26 protein-coding genes are annotated in these 19,611 nt (G+C 32.0%); 19 read left to right on the top strand and 7 right to left on the bottom strand.

From position 1 onward, the window contains the following. The first annotated feature begins 22 nt into the window (after positions 1–22). From ACO05S_RS08300 to ACO05S_RS08280, 5 genes are all read left to right on the top strand, one after another. Positions 23–727: a Crp/Fnr family transcriptional regulator gene (locus tag ACO05S_RS08300; protein WP_421921045.1), complete on the top strand. Its 705-nt coding sequence runs from the start codon at positions 23–25 to the stop codon at positions 725–727. A 1,076-nt stretch (positions 728–1,803) separates the two neighbouring features. Continuing rightward, complete coding sequence (locus ACO05S_RS08295; protein ID WP_421921044.1) at positions 1,804–2,550, top strand: hypothetical protein; 747 nt, start codon at positions 1,804–1,806, stop codon at positions 2,548–2,550. 442 nt (positions 2,551–2,992) lie between these two features. Continuing rightward, on the top strand, positions 2,993–3,196 hold the full coding sequence (locus ACO05S_RS08290) for a hypothetical protein (RefSeq protein ID WP_421921043.1): 204 nt from the start codon (positions 2,993–2,995) through the stop codon (positions 3,194–3,196). A gap of 249 nt (positions 3,197–3,445) precedes the next feature. Then, the gene (locus ACO05S_RS08285) at positions 3,446–3,613 is read left to right on the top strand and encodes a bacteriocin (protein ID WP_421921042.1); all 168 of its coding nucleotides are present in this window, start codon (positions 3,446–3,448) and stop codon (positions 3,611–3,613) included. Positions 3,614–3,704: 91 nt separating this feature from the next. Continuing rightward, entirely contained in the window at positions 3,705–4,835 is a 1,131-nt protein-coding gene (locus tag ACO05S_RS08280) for a hypothetical protein (RefSeq protein WP_421921041.1), read from the top strand. A gap of 157 nt (positions 4,836–4,992) precedes the next feature. Here ACO05S_RS08280 and ACO05S_RS08275 read toward each other — a convergent pair whose 3' ends face one another. Continuing rightward, on the bottom strand, positions 4,993–6,501 hold the full coding sequence (locus ACO05S_RS08275) for an IS1634 family transposase (protein WP_421918485.1): 1,509 nt from the start codon (positions 6,499–6,501) through the stop codon (positions 4,993–4,995). Positions 6,502–6,622: 121 nt separating this feature from the next. After that, positions 6,623–9,454, bottom strand: coding sequence for a CHAT domain-containing protein (locus ACO05S_RS08270; RefSeq protein ID WP_421921040.1), 2,832 nt, complete (start codon positions 9,452–9,454; stop codon positions 6,623–6,625). A 181-nt stretch (positions 9,455–9,635) separates the two neighbouring features. On the opposite strand from ACO05S_RS08270, the gene ACO05S_RS08265 reads away from it, so the two are divergent. The 10 genes from ACO05S_RS08265 (at position 9,636) to ACO05S_RS08220 (ending at position 12,191) form a co-directional block, all read left to right on the top strand. Further along, positions 9,636–9,728 (top strand): bacteriocin class II family protein, encoded by a 93-nt coding sequence (locus tag ACO05S_RS08265; RefSeq protein WP_421921039.1) that lies wholly within the window; start codon positions 9,636–9,638, stop codon positions 9,726–9,728. Positions 9,729–9,802: 74 nt separating this feature from the next. Further along, a complete protein-coding gene (locus ACO05S_RS08260) occupies positions 9,803–9,895 on the top strand; it encodes a bacteriocin class II family protein (protein ID WP_421921039.1) in 93 nt (30 codons plus the stop codon). 74 nt (positions 9,896–9,969) lie between these two features. Beyond that, positions 9,970–10,062, top strand: a complete 93-nt coding sequence (locus ACO05S_RS08255; protein WP_421921039.1) for a bacteriocin class II family protein — start codon at positions 9,970–9,972, stop codon at positions 10,060–10,062. Positions 10,063–10,136: 74 nt separating this feature from the next. Next, positions 10,137–10,229, top strand: a complete 93-nt coding sequence (locus ACO05S_RS08250) for a bacteriocin class II family protein (protein ID WP_421921039.1) — start codon at positions 10,137–10,139, stop codon at positions 10,227–10,229. A 74-nt stretch (positions 10,230–10,303) separates the two neighbouring features. Continuing rightward, positions 10,304–10,396: a bacteriocin class II family protein gene (locus ACO05S_RS08245; protein ID WP_421921038.1), complete on the top strand. Its 93-nt coding sequence runs from the start codon at positions 10,304–10,306 to the stop codon at positions 10,394–10,396. A gap of 74 nt (positions 10,397–10,470) precedes the next feature. Then, positions 10,471–10,563, top strand: coding sequence for a bacteriocin class II family protein (locus ACO05S_RS08240; RefSeq protein WP_421921038.1), 93 nt, complete (start codon positions 10,471–10,473; stop codon positions 10,561–10,563). A gap of 74 nt (positions 10,564–10,637) precedes the next feature. Continuing rightward, positions 10,638–10,730 (top strand): bacteriocin class II family protein, encoded by a 93-nt coding sequence (locus tag ACO05S_RS08235; protein ID WP_421921038.1) that lies wholly within the window; start codon positions 10,638–10,640, stop codon positions 10,728–10,730. A gap of 74 nt (positions 10,731–10,804) precedes the next feature. Next, positions 10,805–10,897, top strand: coding sequence for a bacteriocin class II family protein (locus tag ACO05S_RS08230; RefSeq protein WP_421921038.1), 93 nt, complete (start codon positions 10,805–10,807; stop codon positions 10,895–10,897). A 68-nt stretch (positions 10,898–10,965) separates the two neighbouring features. Further along, positions 10,966–11,064, top strand: coding sequence for a ComC/BlpC family leader-containing pheromone/bacteriocin (locus tag ACO05S_RS08225; RefSeq protein ID WP_421921281.1), 99 nt, complete (start codon positions 10,966–10,968; stop codon positions 11,062–11,064). A 194-nt stretch (positions 11,065–11,258) separates the two neighbouring features. Beyond that, the gene (locus tag ACO05S_RS08220; RefSeq protein WP_421921037.1) at positions 11,259–12,191 is read left to right on the top strand and encodes a sensor histidine kinase; all 933 of its coding nucleotides are present in this window, start codon (positions 11,259–11,261) and stop codon (positions 12,189–12,191) included. 51 nt (positions 12,192–12,242) lie between these two features. Here ACO05S_RS08220 and ACO05S_RS08215 read toward each other — a convergent pair whose 3' ends face one another. The 3 genes from ACO05S_RS08215 to ACO05S_RS08205 all read right to left on the bottom strand — a co-directional run bounded on the left by ACO05S_RS08215 (position 12,243) and on the right by ACO05S_RS08205 (position 14,151). Continuing rightward, positions 12,243–12,572, bottom strand: coding sequence for a hypothetical protein (locus tag ACO05S_RS08215; protein WP_421921036.1), 330 nt, complete (start codon positions 12,570–12,572; stop codon positions 12,243–12,245). Positions 12,573–12,662: 90 nt separating this feature from the next. Beyond that, complete coding sequence (gene ruvB / locus ACO05S_RS08210; protein WP_421921035.1) at positions 12,663–13,685, bottom strand: Holliday junction branch migration DNA helicase RuvB; 1,023 nt, start codon at positions 13,683–13,685, stop codon at positions 12,663–12,665. An 82-nt stretch (positions 13,686–13,767) separates the two neighbouring features. After that, positions 13,768–14,151, bottom strand: a complete 384-nt coding sequence (locus tag ACO05S_RS08205) for a response regulator (protein WP_421921034.1) — start codon at positions 14,149–14,151, stop codon at positions 13,768–13,770. Positions 14,152–14,988: 837 nt separating this feature from the next. Between ACO05S_RS08205 and ACO05S_RS08200 the strand changes: the two genes are divergently transcribed. Continuing rightward, on the top strand, positions 14,989–15,426 hold the full coding sequence (locus ACO05S_RS08200; protein ID WP_421921033.1) for an RpiB/LacA/LacB family sugar-phosphate isomerase: 438 nt from the start codon (positions 14,989–14,991) through the stop codon (positions 15,424–15,426). Between the two features lie 134 nt (positions 15,427–15,560). Then, positions 15,561–16,007, top strand: a complete 447-nt coding sequence (locus ACO05S_RS08195) for an RrF2 family transcriptional regulator (protein ID WP_421921032.1) — start codon at positions 15,561–15,563, stop codon at positions 16,005–16,007. On the opposite strand, the gene ACO05S_RS08190 is transcribed toward ACO05S_RS08195, so the two are convergent. Together ACO05S_RS08190 and ACO05S_RS08185 are read right to left on the bottom strand one after the other, a co-directional pair. Continuing rightward, positions 16,002–16,430: a VanZ family protein gene (locus ACO05S_RS08190; RefSeq protein ID WP_421921031.1), complete on the bottom strand. Its 429-nt coding sequence runs from the start codon at positions 16,428–16,430 to the stop codon at positions 16,002–16,004. The two genes, ACO05S_RS08195 and ACO05S_RS08190, sit on opposite strands and share 6 nt — an antisense overlap. Before the next feature lie 392 nt (positions 16,431–16,822). Continuing rightward, positions 16,823–17,542 carry a head GIN domain-containing protein gene (locus ACO05S_RS08185; RefSeq protein WP_421921030.1) on the bottom strand — a complete coding sequence of 240 codons (720 nt, stop codon included), beginning with the start codon at positions 17,540–17,542 and terminating at the stop codon, positions 16,823–16,825. A gap of 168 nt (positions 17,543–17,710) precedes the next feature. On the opposite strand from ACO05S_RS08185, the gene hemW reads away from it, so the two are divergent. Both hemW and ACO05S_RS08175 read left to right on the top strand, forming a co-directional pair. After that, complete coding sequence (hemW, locus tag ACO05S_RS08180; RefSeq protein ID WP_421921029.1) at positions 17,711–18,844, top strand: radical SAM family heme chaperone HemW; 1,134 nt, start codon at positions 17,711–17,713, stop codon at positions 18,842–18,844. Between the two features lie 37 nt (positions 18,845–18,881). Continuing rightward, positions 18,882–19,274, top strand: a complete 393-nt coding sequence (locus ACO05S_RS08175) for a rhodanese-like domain-containing protein (protein WP_421921028.1) — start codon at positions 18,882–18,884, stop codon at positions 19,272–19,274. The last annotated feature ends 337 nt before the right edge of the window (positions 19,275–19,611 follow it).

Below are 19,611 nucleotides of genomic sequence, written 5' to 3'. Positions count from 1 at the left end.
AATGGATATAGATTATCGGCTGATGAAAAGAAAAATTAATCTTCCAAACTGCAATCAGTTGGCTAAGAAATTCGGTGTTAAATTTCCAAACCTTCGTGTAGAAGATCAGAACCTTTTATTTTTGGATAAAAATGTACTCTTTGAAAAAAGGGGAAGTTTAATCTATAAGGAAGGGGATTTTGCCAAGGGTTGCTTTTTTCTCTTTAAAGGGATTTTAAAGGTATTTAAAACAGGAGTTGAAGGTAGAGAACAAATTATTCGATTCGCCAAAGAAGGCGATTTAATTGGATTTCGATCGGTTCTCAGTCACGAACGTTTTTGTACCTCGGCAAAGGTTATTGATGATGCAATAGTATGTTTTATTCCTGCCAACATTCTTACCAAGTTAATCCAGGAGAATTCAAATTTTGCTTTGCAGTTAATGAAAATTACCTGTGCCGAACTGGGTGAAGCCAACAATCACATTACAGATATTGCACAAAAATCGGTTCGCGAACGCCTTGCCGAAGTGCTGGTTCAATTGGAAGATACATTTGGATTAGATCATGACGGTACAATAAACATATCGCTCAGGCGTGAGGAATTAGCGAATATGGTTGGCACGGCTACCGAATCGATAATACGTTTGTTATCGGAGTTTAAAGTAGATAATCTTATCGAAACCAACGGCAGAAGAATAAAAATATTAAATATGAAATTGCTACGAAAAACCGGAGGTTTAGACTAAATAACGTGAGTTCGACGTAAAATTCGTACACAGTTTGATCTGATTTTGAGTAGAAATTTTCTCAAATTTTCGAAGGAATATCGGGATATTTCAAGAAGATTTGAGGAAATTTATGCCTAAAGCAGGCAAACACATAATGGAAAGTTCTCTTTACGACATCTTCACATTAAAAATTCCTCAAAATAGCCCGCTATTCTTTCCAAATTTTTAATGCAAATCTATCGCAAATATAACTTTCTGGGGATAGAATTTTACGTCGAACTCACGTTAAATAACTTGCTATACCAAAAGAGACTCGTTCTATGATTAGAACGGGTTTTTGTTTCTAAATTAAAGCGGTATAAATCATTGCAGAAAACAAAATAGTAAATCTGATATTTTCGGTTCGAATACTAAAAAATACATAGCATGAGCGCTGGCCTCGGCATTTACATCATGCTTCGAGCTACTAAGATCAAGGAGCTACCCCCCTTTTTTTTACTTCTTATAAGAATATTAACAATAAAGCATGAGTCTGTTAGAAGCAAACAATTGATTAAGGGCATCAAACATCATTTTAAAAATTTCAGACAGGTTATGCTCTGCCTATAAGCAAGTTGTACCTGTCAGGCTATGACTTTTAATTTGATTGTGTTTTATTACCAGATGACTATTTTTCAACCTAAAACTGCGAATAACTTCGAGAAAAGAGAGAAAAACATTACACATATTTTTTACATCCCTGTAAAAGAAGATATTAGCAGGACAGTGCTATTTTACGACGAACTCACGTTATTTACAAATCCAATGAGTGCGATGTTATTCCTGTCAGAAAAGGCAGGAATCTTACAAAAATAAGGGTAAGAATCGAGGTTGGCAGTAATTGCTAATTGTTCATAAAATCTTCAAAAAAAATTTCTTCTGTATAGCCCATAAAATCTGGTATTATTCCCTATAAGTAACAAAGTTAAGATGATAGATGAACAAATAATACGCTTTTGTTTTTCATATATTCGAGATTATTCTTACTTTGATTCTCGTTTTAAATATTTTTAAGATAAAGTTATCTGAATTTTTAACCCTAAAACATCATGAAAATGACAGAAAAAGAATGTTACGAATTGTTATTGGAAAAATACACTGCAATCCGTAAAGAGGATGTAAAATCTCCTAACCTACCAGTTGAAACCGCAATTAATGAGGCTCTTAAGTTGAATCAAAATGCGATGCAAGACAAGGATCAGCTTATTAAAACAGATATTGACCTTGTATTGATTGATGAGTTGGAAACACGTGCTTTTGGCTGCAAGTATGCCCAGATATTGTGGGACGAAGTATTTAAAGGCAAATCGGATGCTGAAGGAGAGTGGAAGGTTCTGGCTCCAAAAGCTTATGATTTAAGAGATACCTTGTTGCACTACTGTAGGTTTGCCTATAGAAACGATAAAGATTTAAAAGACAGGGTCGATCGCATTGCTGAAGGTAACGGACACGACGATTTGGCGATGGATTTAGCCTATTTGGCCAATTTAGGAAAGGGTAATCCCGATCAGTTAACAGCCAATAGTATTGATATGGCGCTATTCGATCAGGCTGAAAGCATGTCTCACGAATGCAGCGATTTACTGGCAGGTGTACACGGTGCAAAAACTGCAAATGCTACTTCGGCTAAAGATATGCGCGACAGAGCATATACCATTTTAAAAGAAGCCGTTGATGCAGTGCGAACTGCCGGACGATTTGTTTTCTGGAGAGATGAGGAAAGAATTGAATTATATGGTAGCGAGTATTTCAGAGAATTAAGGGCTAAAAACAAAACGGATAAGGAAAAATTGGAAGCCTAAACCTTCTGAAACCCTTACGAAGATTGATTTGTTTAGGCTATGGACGAGCTTTTGAGGCTATGGACGGCTTTTTTAGGCTATGGACGATGTTTTTAGGCTATGATTTTACAAATGCAGGCTATGGAGGGGTAAAAGCTTCGAAGGAATCTATTTTTAAGGCTATGGACAGCATGTTTTACCCTATGGATTCCATAAAATTGCGAAGAATTATTCAATTTTCGCGAAGGAGCTTGAAATACAATCGAACTGTAGTGAAGTTGCATGCTGTATAGATTTTGCATGCAACTACTCTACAAAAATAAATGATGAGCCATCAGCCACAGATCAAGCCAAGGGATTATCATTAAAAATTAAATGATTTTCGAATTCTAACATTTTACAGACTTACCTTTAAATTTTACTGTAATTAATAGGTGTAGCCTAAATGATTTAACCACAAACGATGAATATTACAGAAAATGAATTTTTGAAGAAGCAAATATTAAAATTGGCGGAAAATAAATCCACGGGTTGTCCAAAAGAACTTGCCGGTCTTTTAGGTATTTCTGAGCGAAATCTTTTTAGGTTAATAGAATCGATAAAAGATGAAGATTTTAATATTAGATACTCTAGAGTTTTAAGAACTTACATTATAGAATATATATAAATTGCAATTTTTGTTCAATAAAAAAGGTTCACTGCCCAAAATGGCGGTGAACCTTTTTTATTTAGTAGACTTAAAATAATAATGCGCATTTATAAAGTCGCTCGGGAGCAAGCAAACAAATTGTCCATTCTCAACCCGGAAACGACTTTGGTAGCTGAGCTACTCTGATCAAGGGCAAAGCTAGCTAAACGAGATGACCTGTGCAATTGGCTATTGTAGGAGGAAGGAAGTGCTGTAATTTTTATACAAATGAAAACTTTAGATTCAAAATTGTTTGAGAAGAGTCAGATTAATAAAAATGAACTTTCCTCAATTTCTGGTGGTGTTCAGTGTAAAGAAGACGTTTATACAGGCAGTGGTCCAACTGGCGACGGTGGTTATGCTCATGAATTTTGTGATGGAGATGGTAATTTGTGATATATTCATGCTAACCCATTATAGTCTTTAAGAAGTTAATTAAGTATCATCCAAGAAATTATTTTCTTGGATGATGTAAATTGTTATTACCATGAAAAAAATAGTGTACCTAATTTTAATAGTTTGTTATTTCTATAATAACTCATATTCCGAGAATAATTACATCACTTATCACAAGAAGTGTAATACTGCTAAACTATTAATTTCAAATTACCAATTTGATGAAGCTTTGAATTTATATAGCCAAATATTTAAGGAGTATGAAAAGGGTTTTTATAAGGATATTCATAATGCCTGTTTATGTGCTATTCGTTGTAAAAAGTTTGATTCTGCTTTAGAATTAGCAGAAAAATTGGTTTTGCATGGTTATTCAAAAGAGGATTTTGAATCCAGTGCTTTTTTAGATTTAAGGAATAGTAATGAGTGGAAAAGTTTTAATAAAAAATTTCCAAAACTTCAGAAACAATATAATTCTACACTGAATATAGATTTGCGAAGAAAATATTATCAAATATTTCTCAAAGATCAAAATATAGTAAGTACTGGAAAGGGATATGGAACAAATGAGAATGATGGAAATATGATTCAATTATCTCAAAAGTTATATGATGATTATATTATTAATGGTATCCCAGATTTTTTACACAATAAAGATACGATGAATCTAAAATATTTTATTCTTCATCGTCATTTTTTTGGACTAAAGAATAATGCTAAAAATATTGTGAAAAACGTAAAAGATACTATTTATCAAATAGCTAATAAACTAAATTGGAGAAGTTTATTATTTGAAGAATTGAAGAAGGGGAACATTGAACCACAATTTTTTGCAGATGCGGTTACTTATAATGATAAAAAAAGACCATTTGGGAAGCCCGCATTGAAAATTGACTTTGAAAATGAAAAAGTATCATTGTATATGAATCTTAAACCAGATGAAATCAATTTGAAGAATGAAAATAGAGCGGCAATTGGTTTATTACAATTAAATGAAAACAATAGTGATATTTTAAAAAATAGCTGGTATATAAAATATCCTTTTCAAAAAATAAAGGATTCATTAAAATTGGTTACAGATCCTAATCCAATGGCCAAATTAAAGGTAATAAGAAAGTTTGAGGCAGATGTACGTAAAGGAAATCCTACTTCCGATTTGGATGATTTTTATCTTGGAAGTTTAGGAGAAATTAAGGAGACTCATTTTTTTGGCTTAAGATTATAATGAAAGTGGAACATTTATACTAAATAAAGAAAAAGTAGATTCCCTTAATTTACAATTGTGGGGGGAATAAAACTGATGATTCTAACTAATTAAGCTAATAAATAATTTATAACCTTTCCAACATGTTTCTCCTGAGTTCCGCACTGGGACACCCAAATTAGAAATCAAATAATTTAGCTAGATGTTTTTGTTCATCATTTAGAAGTAGAGTTTCTTTAAAAGTGTTGCCAGTTTTGGGATCTGAGATTTCGATTGCATAGATTGATTTGGCGATGTCGATGGCTTTTTCGGGACTCATTTTGTCTGTTTTTAACTTCAGTTGCCTCTCAAGTTCTTTGTAAACTTTATAGGCTACAAAATTGATGGTGATAAGCGCCTGAATCCTTTTTTGCAGTCTATGGTAGATTGGTCTGATCTTCAGGTCATGCTTTGCAACCCTAAAGGCTTTCTCGATTTTCCATAGCTGGCCATAATTATTGATGATTTCTTCCTTTGAAAGTGTTGTATTGGTCATGTAACCTTTCAGTCCATCCCATGCTGCATCCTCTTCAAATTTTCCATGATTGATTCTGATAGTTATATCTCCTTCCAGTTGTAAATACTTATTGTATCCTCTATTGTTTATCGATGACTTGGTCAGCTTACCTGATTTGATCCTTTGCTCCAACTTCATCAGCCCCCTTTCCCTATTATGCCTGTCCTTTTTAGCCCTTCTGTCAGTATATCCGACAATTAAGTTTGTTCCATCGGTTCTGGGAATAATTGCACTGGATTTATCTTTGAGATTCAGAGCGAGTATTTCTTCTTTAATCGCCTTGCTTTCATTTTTAATGCGTGCGCCAAGAATAAACTCATAACCTTTCTTCTGAAGTTCTTTGACATTAGAAGATGAGAGTAAGCCGGAATCAGCTATAACAACTAGCTTATCCAGATCATATTTGTCTTTAAAAACATCAATAATGGGAAGCATTGTATGGCCTTCAAACTTGTTACCTTCATGAATTTCATATGCTGACGGATAGCCTTCAACACCAACAAGTAGCCCCAATACGATTTGCGGATTCTGGTGTTTTCCTTCTTTGGAAAAGCCTCGTTTTCTTAAATCATCTTCATCATCAATTTGAAAATAAATTGTTGTAACATCGTAGAAAACAACCCTGATGATACCGCCAAGTATCTTTTTGGTATGCTGATAACTAATTTGCTGAAGCGTTTCTTTGTGATCAGAATAGACTTTATCCAAATACCTGTATATCCTGTCTTCTTTTATATTTATCGAAAAGTATCTGTGTAAATACTGAGTCGTTTTTAACTTACTTGCCGGGTGTGACAGTCGAACCAGTACTAATTGTTTTAGAAGGTCGTTACAAACAGTGTCAAATCCAATTTCATTATAAATCCTGCCAAGTAACAGGTGGACACCTTCAATTGAAATGTTTCGTATGCTTTGTTTGACGGTTTCCTTGAAATCCTGTACTGTAAAATCAAAAGATTGTTGACCTTCATAATGCGAGATATAATCAAGTCCTTGTTGGTAAAGAGTTTCTATTTCAGTATCAGAACAAGAACTGCCGATAGTTTTAAGCACTTTGTATTTTCCAGAGCTTTTATCAATGACTTGCACACTGACAACACCACTATTGTTCTTCTTTTTTCTCACAAACATAGTGCAAATATAAGCCTGGGACACCCAAACATCCAACTAAAAAGAACTTATAACCCTGTAATAGTGCGACTTAAATCTTTTTGCCTGAAAAAAGTGCGGAACTCAGGGGTATTAGTATAAGTTATACTTTTCTTCTTGCTATCTTTTTTCTGAATATGAATAATAAAATGATGAATAAACCTCCCAATCCCATGTATACAATATTATTATTTAAATCGAAATCGTATAGTGGATCTACATCACCCATGGTAACATATCCTGACCAGAAATATGGATGAGATTTTAAAGGATCAGAAGTTTCTAAATACTTTAATTTAGCCTGTCTTAAGGCTTCATCTTTTTTCAATCCTTGTGATAAAAAGGTATAGAAATTAGTCATTAAGTTAGATCCCGTTTGATCTTCGACAGTCCATAATGTCATAATAATACTAGGACATCCAGCGTAAAAGAAACCACGTGCTAAACTCATTACCCCTTCACCTTTTAAAAGTTTACCATCTCCAGTATTACAAGCACTTAATACAACCATTCTTGAGTTGAAATTCATATTATAAATCTCATGTGTGTTTAGTAGACCATCTTGCAATGAATCATGCGTTTGTGTAAACACAAGTTTCGAATACATCGGGTTCTCATCATCAATTATAGTGTGCATGGCAAGATGAAGAATATCATAATCACTTGCATGGTCTTTAAAATTTTGTTCTGTAGCCAGATCATCAAGATATAAATCTCCCTTCATTACATGAGAGATATTATTCACTTCTTCCTTAGTATATGGAAGAGGATATAGCTTATCTCTATAGGTGCGTTCTGTATATAGTATTGAATCATTAATACCCTTATAAGATGGTGCAAAAGCCAAAACCGATTTGGAAGTTGAAAAGCTGAAACCTGCAGATTCAACAGAATATCCGATAGTAGCAGAGTTTTGATATGTAATGGCATGCGATTTTAATAGATAGTCCAAATCACGATAATTCATTCTATCTAGATTCGCCTTTTGCTTGATTAATACACCAAAAGGAACGTAAGCCATTTTTCCATCCGGTACAATAATTAATTTTTTATCTTGAATTGATACACTATGAGGCTCTATAAAAATCTGATATAATTCATATGCAGATTTGGTATAACTCCGATAATATTCAGCGCTGTTTTCGGCGAATTCATTTGTTCTTAAACAACTCCTAAGCTCCTCTATATGCTGATCTAAACTATCAATATCCAAATTTCTAGTTATGATATCAAAAGAATCTGTAGTAATAACAAATGTGAATAAAGAAGTATCAGAGACGGAGTATTCCAACAGTATTTCATCAGAGGCCAATTTTGATTGTAAATCGGAGAGCTTAATGGTTGCATTCTTATACTTCAGTTCATAATACTTGGGATATTCTTTCTCAAATCGTAGAACCATTTGGTCGTATCTTTCGTTCAGTTCGAACAACTTTGCCTGCCATTCTGAAATTGTCTCTCGATTTGGTTGAGCTTTTTTTCTTTCTTCGTATACTTTCTCACGATAACTGGCTATATCTTTTCTAAGAAGCATCTCCTCTTCTTGCAATTCAAGAGGAATTCCTCCAATATTCTTTGCATTCTCATCATTCAGAGAGGACATCAAACTTGCCGCTTTTGATCGTTCCGAATATCTAAAAGCTTTCTCTTTATAGATAGGATCTTTCGTTATCTCATAAAGCCGGACAGCTATGTTAATTGCCTTTGTATAAGTTTCCTTTTCATTACTGGATAAAGTTAATTTACTCTCTTCATCTTGATAACCAATCCTGATCTTATCAATGATATCAAAACATAAATCGTAAGTTTCAAGACTAAATTTTAAGTCATCCAGATTTTCTTTTTCAAAATAGAGTTGAGCAAGGCCATTGGCTTTTGATTTTAGAATCGTTAAAATGGAAATTTGTGGTTCAATCTCGCCTAAAATGGGGTTAGTATAAATAGTAGTGTCAGAAAAATTATCTAATTCAGAAATTATTGCTTTTTGATAATATCGCAAAGCAAATTCGTTCTGTTGGTTATCCATATAAAAGTCACCAAAATTTAACAAACAATGAGCAACATCTGGATGATTTTGACCATAATTATTTAAATAAATATTATAAGCTAATTTCAAAAATTTTAATCCATTCTCTTTATTATTAATCTCGTTTTGAAATATCCCATAGTTCAAATATAAGGTTCCTAATTTATAATGATTTTCGTCACCAAAACTTTTAATATTATTAATACTTTGTAAATAATATGAATCCGCTTCATAAAAATTTTTTAATTGTTTATAGCAATTTGCAATTCCATTTAGGGTTGATGTAGTATTCCTATCATTATTATTATTTTTTATAAACAATGATTTTTTGTAAAAATTTAATGCTATTTCATATTCTTGCTTTTTGTAGTGTATATTTCCAAGGTTATTGTTTATTTGAGGTAAATATCTTGATTCATTATCCCCAATTAAGGATAATGCTTTCTCGTAATATCCTTGGGCTTTAAATAGATCTAACAAATCATTATACATATTACCGCTATTAACATAAATTGGCACGAGCCTAGACGACTTACCTCCAAAATTCTTTATTGTTAACTTTTCAGCATAACTATAGTACCTTAGAGCATCTCTTCTCTTTCCAAGCCTAGCTTTAATAACACCAAAATTTACATAAGTACGATAAATCATATTTTTATCAATTACTCCGCCTTTTTGAATAGTTTTTATCGCATTATCAAAACATTGCTCAGCATATACAAACTCCCTAGATTTATAAAATTCCAAGCCCCGATTTACCTGATTCACAAGAGTAGTGTCAGGATTAATCATTAGAAGTTTTTGATCTTTAGTATTAATAGAGGAAGTAAAAGCCATATTCTTGTTCTCACCAATTAGTAAAACAAGCAAAACAGAGAAAAGCAGAACTTTTTTTAGATTTTTTTTCACGCTTAAGTAGTTTTTCTTAATCTTCTTAGAAACAATGCTTTATATACGCCTTATTTCTTTAAAGGATTTAAATATATACAGTTTTTTTTAAAAAATCTTCAATCAGAGGGTTACCTTTTTCTAAAAATCAGAATAAAGGGGTGTAATTATTTTCTTAAAAACTAAAAAATATCCAATAGCAATGAAAAATTTTGAAGTATTAAACACAGAAGATCTTAAAAATATTAATGGTGGGTATCATGATAAGTGCATTAATGATGAAATTCTAGTGTAACTCCAACTCGACCATAGTAATCCAAATTTTCAAAAAATTATTTCCCTAGTAATTAACGACCAAATAAAATAGCAATGAAAAATTTTGAAGTATTAAACACAGAAGATCTTAAAAATATTAATGGTGGGTACCATGATAAGTGCATTAATGATGAAATTCTAGTGTAACTCCAACTCGACCATAGTAATCCAAATTTTCAAAAAATTATTTCCCTAGTAATTAACGACCAAATAAAATAGCAATGAAAAATTTTGAAGTATTAAACACAGAAGATCTTAAAAATATTAATGGTGGGTACCATGATAAGTGCATTAATGATGAAATTCTAGTGTAACTCCAACTCGACCATAGTAATCCAAATTTTCAAAAAATTATTTCCCTAGTAATTAACGACCAAATAAAATAGCAATGAAAAATTTTGAAGTATTAAACACAGAAGATCTTAAAAATATTAATGGTGGGTACCATGATAAGTGCATTAATGATGAAATTCTAGTGTAACTCCAACTCGACCATAGTAATCCAAATTTTCAAAAAATTATTTCCCTAGTAATTAACGACCAAATAAAATAGCAATGAATAATTTTGAAGTATTAAACACAGAAGATCTTAAAAATATTAATGGTGGGTATCATGATAAGTGCATTAATGATGAAATTCTAGTATAACTCCAACTCGACCGTAGGAATCCAAATTTTCAAAAAATTATTTCCCTAATAATTAACGACCAAATAAAATAGCAATGAATAATTTTGAAGTATTAAACACAGAAGATCTTAAAAATATTAATGGTGGGTACCATGATAAGTGCATTAATGATGAAATTCTAGTGTAACTCCAACTCGACCGTAGGAATCCAAATTTTCAAAAAATTATTTCCCTAATAATTAACGACCAAATAAAATAGCAATGAATAATTTTGAAGTATTAAACACAGAAGATCTTAAAAATATTAATGGTGGGTACCATGATAAGTGCATTAATGATGAAATTCTAGTGTAACTCCAACTCGACCGTAGGAATCCAAATTTTCAAAAAATTATTTCCCTAATAATTAACGACCAAATAAAATAGCAATGAATAATTTTGAAGTATTAAACACAGAAGATCTTAAAAATATTAATGGTGGGTACCATGATAAGTGCATTAATGATGAAATTCTAGTGTAACTCCAACTCGACCATAGTAATCCAAATTTTCAAAAAATTATTTCCCTAATAATTAACGACCAAATAAAATAGCAATGAATAATTTTGAAGTATTAAACACAGAAGATCTTAATAATATTAATGGTGGTTTTAGAGAAAGAATGATCGATGACGATATTCTGGTATAAATAGTTGAATTAGTAGATGGTAATGTATATATTTACCTGTATCATATCCATCCATCATACTATGAATACTACAGAAGTATTAACAATTCAAAAGTTAGACCATATCCTTGGAGGTTTCCAAGACAAAATGATAGATGACGACATCTTAGTCTAACCAATTCTCATAATCTATTTTAATAATCACATTTTTTTAGATGTATTTGATTGAGCCTACATTAGGCTTTGATCAAGAAATCAACAAAATTAAAGTCCAATTCATTTACATGGAGAAACGTCCTACATATAAAGAATTGCAGCGACAATTGAAAGAAGCGCAAACACAGCTGAAAGAGACCGAAAAGCTGAAGGATGCATTCCTTGCAAACATGTCGCATGAAATTCGAACGCCTATGAATGCGATTGTAGGGGCATCGGAACTTCTTCGTGACGATTCTTTATCGAAACAAGATCGTAATGAATTTACAAAAATACTTACATCGAGTAGCAAAGAGCTACTGGAGCTTTTTAATAGGATTCTTGAGCTTTCACAATTAGAAAGCGGTGTGCAAGAATATATTGAATCGGAAGTTGAAGTTCACGAATTACTTGTCAACTTGTATTCTTCCTATACTCAAAAAATAAATATGAGTGGTAAAAACTTAGTTTTAAACTACACAGAAGATTTGAGTGAAAACAAAATATTTACTGACCACAAAAAGCTGAATAAAGTTTTATCTTATTTACTAGATAATGCCATTAAATTTACCATCTCAGGAGAAATAGACTTTGGCTGTGCAATTCAGGATCGACAAAATATTCTTTTCTATGTGAAAGATACAGGACCTGGTATCAGTGATCAGGAACAAGCAAAAATATTTAATAAATTTACCCAAGTGGATAACTCTTACACAAGAGAACATTCAGGTGCAGGATTGGGATTAAGCATCAGTAAGGAAATTGTAGAATTTCTTGGTGGTAAACTATACATCGATTCTAGTTTAGGTGATGGTTCTATATTTTATTTTACCATTCCTTTTAAATTCTCAGAGTCAAATATTGTATTGAAAGAAAAAATTGAAGCTGTATTAAAACAAAATATTAACGAAATATATTCTTCGTCGAATACTCGAAAGAATATTGCTATTTAGGAAAATAACTAGGGATGTTAAAAGGAGCTTGCTGGTCACAAGCTCCTTTTTCTATTGTGTTTTCAAGGTAATTTCTTTATAATTAATAATCACATCTACAATCACGGATAAAATCAATATATTAAATTTATACTCGGAATTAGTAAAAATCAATACACAAGCAAAAATCATAATTAGTATTCCTAATAATTTTAGAAAATCGTGCAATTTAAATACTTTGAATTTTTGCAGACGTAAAATTAGAATTCGATATAAGATATTTAAACCAAGCCCAGAGGTTAACAATGCTAAACCATAACTTTCAGCCTGCAAAATAAATAGTGCTCCCACAATAATAAATACAGTGGCAAGTGCATACAGGATTGATAAAAATCTTTTCATCTGTTTATAATTATTTTCATTTGTCGGATGCAAGCAGCAAGTTCAAAACAATCATTAGCATTTGTGTTTAATCATTCTTATTTCATTCTACTAAAACAGTAATTCAGGATCGTCAAACCTATTTTTCCCAAGATGTGAATAAGCCAAAGGAGTTACTTCTCTTCCTCTTGGTGTTCTTTTAATAAATCCTTCCTTTATTAAAAATGGCTCATAAACCTCCTCAATCGTTCCACTGTCTTCGCCTACTGCTGTTGCAATGGTTGAAATTCCAACTGGTCCGCCATTAAACTTATCGATTACAGTATTCAGAATTCGATTATCCATTTCATCCAAACCGTGCTTATCGATATTCAAGGCTTCTAATGAAAAATTTGTGATATCTAAATCAATTGATCCATTTCCTTTAACCTGGGCAAAATCCCTGACTCTTCTTAATAGCGCATTTACAATTCTCGGTGTTCCTCTACTTCTGGAAGCAATTTCTCCAGCTGCCTCATGCGTGATCACAACATTAAGAATACTGGCACTTCGTTCAACAATTTGTGTTAAAACCGGAAGATCGTAATACTCCAGATGGGAATTGATCCCAAATCTTGCACGCAAGGGAGATGTTAATAATCCAGATCGGGTAGTGGCGCCTATTAGAGTAAAAGAATTTAATTCTAACTGAATAGATCTTGCAGCAGGTCCTTTATCAATCATGATATCGATTTTAAAGTCCTCCATGGCGGAATATAAGTATTCTTCAACAATCGGGCTTAATCGATGTATTTCGTCGATAAAAAGTACATCATTGGGCTCTAAATTGGTTAATAAACCCGCAAGATCACCAGGCTTGTCAAGAACCGGGCCCGAAGTAACTTTAAGACCAACTCCTAATTCATTAGCTAGAATATTTGACAGGGTTGTTTTTCCAAGGCCAGGAGGACCATGAAGAAGTACATGATCTAATGCTTCCTTGCGCATTTTTGCCGCAGCAACAAAAATACTGAGGTTTTCCACAATTTTCTTTTGTCCACTAAAATCGGAAAATTGTAAAGGTCTTAATTTATTATCAAACTCTTTTTCCCTATCAGAAAAATTATGATTTCGTATATCCAGATGATCATCCATTCGCCAAAATTAATTTGAAATCTTTAAACAGGAGAGCAAATCTTAAATAAATTAAAAAAAGTCGGTTGAAAGAAATAAGTAACTACAATTCCATTTGAGTTAAAATCTTAAAAAGCTGCTCTAAATCGAACGGTTTTGACAAATGAGCATCCATACCATGTGCAAGGCATTTTTCTTCATTAGCCACCATTATATCTGCTGTGAGAGCAATTATTGGGATCCTTTCGTTTTCATTCTCATGTTCTCTTATAATTTTTGTAGCCTCCAGTCCGTCCATTTCAGGCATCATTACATCCATAAGGATAAAATCATAAGTTCCATCTTTAAACATTTCAATCGCTTCAATGCCATTATTAGCAACATCGATATGGTATCCATATCGCTTAAGTGTAAATTTAACAACAGTCTGGTTAAGTTTGTTGTCTTCAACAAGAAGTATGGAATAATTTTTCGTTTCCCAGCTCATTCTCTTAAGTGTGGATTCTCTATAGTTTGCAAGATAACAAAATCATTGAAATAATTAAGTAAGCACAAAAAACAATTTAACATTGAATCTTTAAGGAAATAAGCAAGTATGCATTTATCAACACATCATTAATTAATATTTTCTTTCTTTAAATTTCTAAAAAATTATAATGATAATGATATCCTGTTGATAATGTTGGTAAGAGGTGTCTTTGAAAATTGCTTTTCTTGCAAAATATAGTATGTTAACGTGATATGAACACTATTTGTTAATATAGAAGTGTTGTAAAACAGTGAGATATACATCTTATTAACTTCTTGTTGATAAGATGAAGTTGTGATAATTTTATTCTTCTACTATATCAACAGTCTGTTGAAAAGTGGTTAAAAGCTTATAATTCTCTGGTAAAAAATAAAATTGGAGCTGGTAAAGAATTTTTATATACAAATGAGTAGTCATTACTTCCAAAAATATCTTTTGATATTTTAATAAGGAAAAATCAACAGAGTGTTAACTGAATGTGAACAACTTTGTGTATAAGTGAATTTAAGGTTATTAAACCATTCATAAATAGGCAAATGCGAATTGCAGTTCAACTTGCTAATGACTTGTAATCTCATTGATAAAGGAATTTAGTAAGTAGAAAAGCTTTTTGAAAGCAAATCGCTAAAATTACTTAGTTTTGTAGCTTTAATTAATAGCTACAAAGAAGGAAAATGACTACCATTTAGTTGTAGTTGGAAAAGGGGGCATTATTATAAGAATTATTCAATAGACAGGTTAATAATTATCTTGATATTTCGGCTTCCATCTTACAAATAAAAAAAATATAAACAGATGAAAAAAATTAGAATTGCTCTAGCTGCAGATCACGCAGGATTTCAATTTAAAAATAAATTGGCTGAAATATTAAATAATGATGGTTATGAGATAAAAGATTTTGGTCCCAATTCTGCAGTAAGTATGGATTATCCTGATACAGCTCATCCTTTAGCTGTAGCTGTGGAATCAGGAGAATTTGATTTTGGTTTTACTTTGTGTGGCAGTGGTAACGGTATAACAATGGCAGCAAACAAACATCAAAAAATTAGAGCTGCTTTATGTTGGACGCCGGAAATTGCTAATCTGGCAAGATCACATAATGATGCAAATGTATGTGGAATTCCAGCAAGATTCGTCTCATTTGAAGAGGTTGAAAAAATTGCTAAAGTGTTTTTAAATACAGATTTTGAGGGAGGTAGACATCAAAAGAGAATTGATAAAATACCATTATAAATAAGCTCGGCTTTTTAATAATAAGAATCATCATAAATAAGGAAATAAAGAATTAAAGATGCTAATTAGTGCTAATTATTGTTATCTTTGCTCTGATTGTTTTTTGAAATGTGGAGTTAAATTAAATTTTTAAGATGTTATCGAATACTTGTAAATATGCAATTCGCTCAGTAATTTATTTGTCATTAAATGCTTCAAAAGAAGGTAAAAAGATTGGTATTAAAAAGATTGCAGAAGAATTAGAAATTCCGACTCCATTTCTAGGAAAAATTCTGCAAAGTTTAGCAAGACAAAAATTACTAACATCAACAAAAGGACCACATGGAGGATTTGGAATGGGAAAAGATCCATCTGAAATTACTTTAATGAATATTGTTGAAATAGTTGATGGATTAGATATGTTTGAAAATTGTTTAATTGGTATTCGCCCATGTAAATCAGATAGTAAAGCTCAAGCAGCTTGTCCGGTTCACAACCAATTCGGACACATAAGAAAACAGATTTACGATTTATTTCAAGGAAAAACAATTGGTCAACTGATTACAGAAATGGAAAATACGAAAGAGTACATCTCTTTATAGTATTTTTGTAAGAATTGATATTTTACTAAAGGGCTTGCGATTAATTAACAAGTCCTTTTGTTTTTTTAACCATGGAAATAAAAAGACAGCGAAAATACCTCCGAAAATATCTGCAATTAAATCGATATAATCACCACTTCTGTTTTTGAAATAATGCTGCTGTAAATATTCTATTATACCGCCATAAAGACCTATTAATAAAACCGTAATTAATACGATTTGAAAACCTTTTAAACGCGTTTGGAAACGAAGTTCGGCAATTAAAAAAATACCCATAATAAAAAACATTCCAAAGTGTACGATTTTATCGAAGTGGGGGATATGAATGGCTGATGTTTTTGGTAAATCGTCTCCTGGAATGGAACAAAGAATCAAAATGATTATTGCCCATATGATATTGCGCCAAAACAATTTAAGCTTCATAAAGATTATCACTTAAGTAAATAGTTACCCAAAGTTAGCAAGCTAAAGTTAGTAAGCAATACTAAAATAAATAAGTTAGCAAAAATTAATATGGTCAATTTCGCTCAGATAAAAGTTACGCCAGTTTTTTATTTTTATTACTGGTATTATTTTATAGATGCAATATTTATTTTTTATAAGCTATGGAATGTTTTAACTGAGAAAGTTCGAAGAGGGGTGATGAGAATAAAGCATTATAAATATATGGCCATTCAAAGCGAATTAGGAACGAAATGTAGTACTGGTATCTTGGATAACCATAAGAGATTTTAATGCTCTTACAGGCTATAAAAAAGTATGAGGAAAAGAAGAAATTTGTGCATGATTCAAAGAAATTTCAAAAGAGGCTTCTTCTAATATTTTTTTAAACTTCCCAGGAAGGAAATATCACTGGTAACTTTCGGATCTCCTTTGTATTTTACCGAACCGATTCCCGAAATACTTACTCTTAATTCTTCTAATACATAAACTTTTCCGCTTCCAACTCCACTGATATCAATTGTTCCTTTTAATGCTTTCATGTCAATGGCGTTTACGCTTCCGGCGCCCGAAATGTCAATATCAAGTTTTTCAGACTTACCAGCAAGCTTTACAGTTGAAGCACCACTATTATCAATACTTAAGCGATTAGCTGTTAGTTGTAAATCTGCAGAGGAAGCACCATTAATTTCTATTTCCAATTCATCAAATCTTAAAACTTGTTCTGATTTTAAAGAAATAGCACCATTCGCTTTGATTTCATTAAGGTGTTTAAAACCGATGTAAAGCTTTAAATTGGTGGATTTATAAATGCTTTTTTCGGTTGCGATATACAAAACATCTCCCTTTATCTTACTGGTGATAATATCTAATAGATTCTCGTCGGCAACAACTTTTAGGCTGTAATCATCATCTTGTGACAAATAAATTGTGAATGCACCATTTACTTTTATGGTTTTAAAATTACCAACTTCTCTTTCTTCCGATTTTACATTGCCATTGCCTTTAATACCATCTGCAAAAGTGGATAGGGTAGTAGCAAAGCTGATTAATAAAATCAAAATTGGTGAAATTATTCTAATATATCCTTTCATGGTTCTTTATTTTAAATGTCAATGTTCGATGTAAAGACCCTCATATGTATAAAAATGTTGCATAAAATCATTTCTTTGCGCCAATTTAGATGTTTTTATTTATACAAAATATTAGCAAATATTGAAAATAAAAGAAATGCTTCTACCTTGCAAGAAAAATGATTCAATATGTCTGGAATTTATTTTCATATCCCCTTCTGCAAGCAAGCTTGCCATTACTGTGCTTTTCACAAAAGTATTTCAATGCAGTCGATTTTAGATATGCTTGATTGTTTTAAAAAGGAATTGCAATTAAGAAAGGAATACCTGGATCAAAAATCTTTATCTACAATTTATTTTGGAGGTGGAACTCCATCTGTATACCATCCGGAGCATATTCAGATGTTGATTGATGAATGTTCGAAATATTGGAATATTGATATGGATGCCGAAATTACTTTGGAGGCCAATCCAGATGATTTAAATCAAGAGTTTTTAAGCGAATTAAAAAAATCATCGGTAAATAGGTTAAGCGTAGGAATACAGTCTTTTCATGATGAAGATTTAATTTTGATGAACCGCCGACATACAGGGAATGAAGCTTACCAGGCCATTAAAAGAGCTCAGGATATTGGATTTAATAACATTTCGGTTGACCAGATTTATGGTGTACCTAGCTTGAGTATGGCGAAATGGATAGAAAATCTCAATTTGGTATATGAATTAGAAATTCAACATATCTCTTCCTATCATTTGATGTACGATGCGAATACCGTATTTGCAAAAAAGCTTCAAAAAGGACAATTGATTGAGATTGAGGAGGAGGAAAGTTTTAATCAGTTTAAATATTTAATAGATTCGGCGCGCGAAAATGGTTTTACACATTACGAAATCTCCAACTTTTGCAAAGAATCTTACATATCAAAACACAACTCTGCTTATTGGAAACAGAGGCAATACCTGGGAATAGGCCCCTCGGCTCATTCATACAATTTTAAAGAAAGAGAATGGAATATTGCTCACAATTATAAGTACATGAAAGCGGTTAATGAGGGTGGTATTTTTTCTGAGAAAGAAGATTTAAGTTTTTATGAAAGATTTAACGACTTGGTACTTACATCGCTACGAACGTATTGGGGTCTTGACCTTGATGTGGTAATGGAACAATTTGGAGATCAATTATACAGGCATTGTATTATAAAGGCGGAAAAGTATATTCAATGCAAGCATATTAGAAGAGAAAAAAACTGCTTAATTTTGAATGATGAAGGGGTTTTTATTTCTAATGATATCATGTCTGATTTTTTCTTTATTGATGATTAGTTTATTTCAGTAATTTGCAAATTAGAATTGAATAAGAATGAAGTTTATAAAAATTGGTTTAGTATTATTATTTGTACTGATGTTGCAACAGTATGCATTTTCGCAACGGGATACAGTACAGGAACTAAGTCCGAAACAGTTTTTGCGGGTTTCTAAGTTAAATCCACAAGCAGTAATTATAGATGTGCGTTTAAGAAAAGACTTTAAAAAAGGGCATATCGAAGGTGCTATACTAGCCGATACTTCCGATAAATTATACCATATTATTGATTCCCTGGGCACCAAGAAGACTTATTTGCTGTATTGTAAATATGGCGAAAGAAGCATTACTGCAGGAAAAATCATTTACCAAAAATACAAGATTCATGTTTGTTCGCTGCAAGATGGATTAGACTATTGGAATGAATTAAAAATGGAGCTTGTTAAGTAAGATGTGTGCATTATTTGCAGAGTGTTTTACGTTGAAACCTAAGCTTTGAATATAAAAACTTAAGGTTTTACCATTGAAAGCTTAGGTTTCTACGTTATTTGGTGAGTGCTGAACGTTTTAAGTTGAGCTTTGAATATCTGTGGTTCATGTTTCAATATAAAAAGTTCAACTTTTAACGAAAAATCAGGTTCTATAGCTGCGAAAGAACGGCTAAAATCATGAAAACTTAAGCTTTTGACATTAAAACTGGATGTTTTAACGATGCGACTTCAATGGTTAACATTGAAAGCTCACTGCTAAACGTTAAACGATGAAGTTTTTACTTTACAACTTCACC

Origin of the sequence: Marinifilum sp., from assembly GCF_965230805.1 — a bacterium.
GTDB lineage: Bacteria > Bacteroidota > Bacteroidia > Bacteroidales > Marinifilaceae > Marinifilum.
The sequence above is the reverse complement of the archived record's forward strand: the minus strand, read 5'-3'. Positions and strand labels throughout refer to the sequence as shown.

Coding starts and splice junctions, on each gene's coding strand:
- ACO05S_RS08175 (WP_421921028.1), top strand. CDS start 18,882: ATGAAGTTTATAAAAATTGGTTTAGTATTATTATTTGTACTGATGTTG.
- ACO05S_RS08235 (WP_421921038.1), top strand. CDS start 10,638: ATGAATAATTTTGAAGTATTAAACACAGAAGATCTTAAAAATATTAAT.
- ACO05S_RS08295 (WP_421921044.1), top strand. CDS start 1,804: ATGACAGAAAAAGAATGTTACGAATTGTTATTGGAAAAATACACTGCA.
- ACO05S_RS08280 (WP_421921041.1), top strand. CDS start 3,705: ATGAAAAAAATAGTGTACCTAATTTTAATAGTTTGTTATTTCTATAAT.
- ACO05S_RS08290 (WP_421921043.1), top strand. CDS start 2,993: ATGAATATTACAGAAAATGAATTTTTGAAGAAGCAAATATTAAAATTG.
- ACO05S_RS08215 (WP_421921036.1), bottom strand. CDS start 12,572: ATGAAAAGATTTTTATCAATCCTGTATGCACTTGCCACTGTATTTATT.
- ACO05S_RS08265 (WP_421921039.1), top strand. CDS start 9,636: ATGAAAAATTTTGAAGTATTAAACACAGAAGATCTTAAAAATATTAAT.
- ACO05S_RS08260 (WP_421921039.1), top strand. CDS start 9,803: ATGAAAAATTTTGAAGTATTAAACACAGAAGATCTTAAAAATATTAAT.
- ACO05S_RS08185 (WP_421921030.1), bottom strand. CDS start 17,542: ATGAAAGGATATATTAGAATAATTTCACCAATTTTGATTTTATTAATC.
- ACO05S_RS08200 (WP_421921033.1), top strand. CDS start 14,989: ATGAAAAAAATTAGAATTGCTCTAGCTGCAGATCACGCAGGATTTCAA.
- hemW (WP_421921029.1), top strand. CDS start 17,711: ATGTCTGGAATTTATTTTCATATCCCCTTCTGCAAGCAAGCTTGCCAT.
- ACO05S_RS08205 (WP_421921034.1), bottom strand. CDS start 14,151: ATGAGCTGGGAAACGAAAAATTATTCCATACTTCTTGTTGAAGACAAC.
- ACO05S_RS08245 (WP_421921038.1), top strand. CDS start 10,304: ATGAATAATTTTGAAGTATTAAACACAGAAGATCTTAAAAATATTAAT.
- ACO05S_RS08285 (WP_421921042.1), top strand. CDS start 3,446: ATGAAAACTTTAGATTCAAAATTGTTTGAGAAGAGTCAGATTAATAAA.
- ruvB (WP_421921035.1), bottom strand. CDS start 13,685: ATGGATGATCATCTGGATATACGAAATCATAATTTTTCTGATAGGGAA.
- ACO05S_RS08220 (WP_421921037.1), top strand. CDS start 11,259: ATGTATTTGATTGAGCCTACATTAGGCTTTGATCAAGAAATCAACAAA.
- ACO05S_RS08255 (WP_421921039.1), top strand. CDS start 9,970: ATGAAAAATTTTGAAGTATTAAACACAGAAGATCTTAAAAATATTAAT.
- ACO05S_RS08300 (WP_421921045.1), top strand. CDS start 23: ATGAAAAGAAAAATTAATCTTCCAAACTGCAATCAGTTGGCTAAGAAA.
- ACO05S_RS08195 (WP_421921032.1), top strand. CDS start 15,561: ATGTTATCGAATACTTGTAAATATGCAATTCGCTCAGTAATTTATTTG.
- ACO05S_RS08275 (WP_421918485.1), bottom strand. CDS start 6,501: ATGTTTGTGAGAAAAAAGAAGAACAATAGTGGTGTTGTCAGTGTGCAA.
- ACO05S_RS08250 (WP_421921039.1), top strand. CDS start 10,137: ATGAAAAATTTTGAAGTATTAAACACAGAAGATCTTAAAAATATTAAT.
- ACO05S_RS08240 (WP_421921038.1), top strand. CDS start 10,471: ATGAATAATTTTGAAGTATTAAACACAGAAGATCTTAAAAATATTAAT.
- ACO05S_RS08230 (WP_421921038.1), top strand. CDS start 10,805: ATGAATAATTTTGAAGTATTAAACACAGAAGATCTTAAAAATATTAAT.
- ACO05S_RS08190 (WP_421921031.1), bottom strand. CDS start 16,430: ATGAAGCTTAAATTGTTTTGGCGCAATATCATATGGGCAATAATCATT.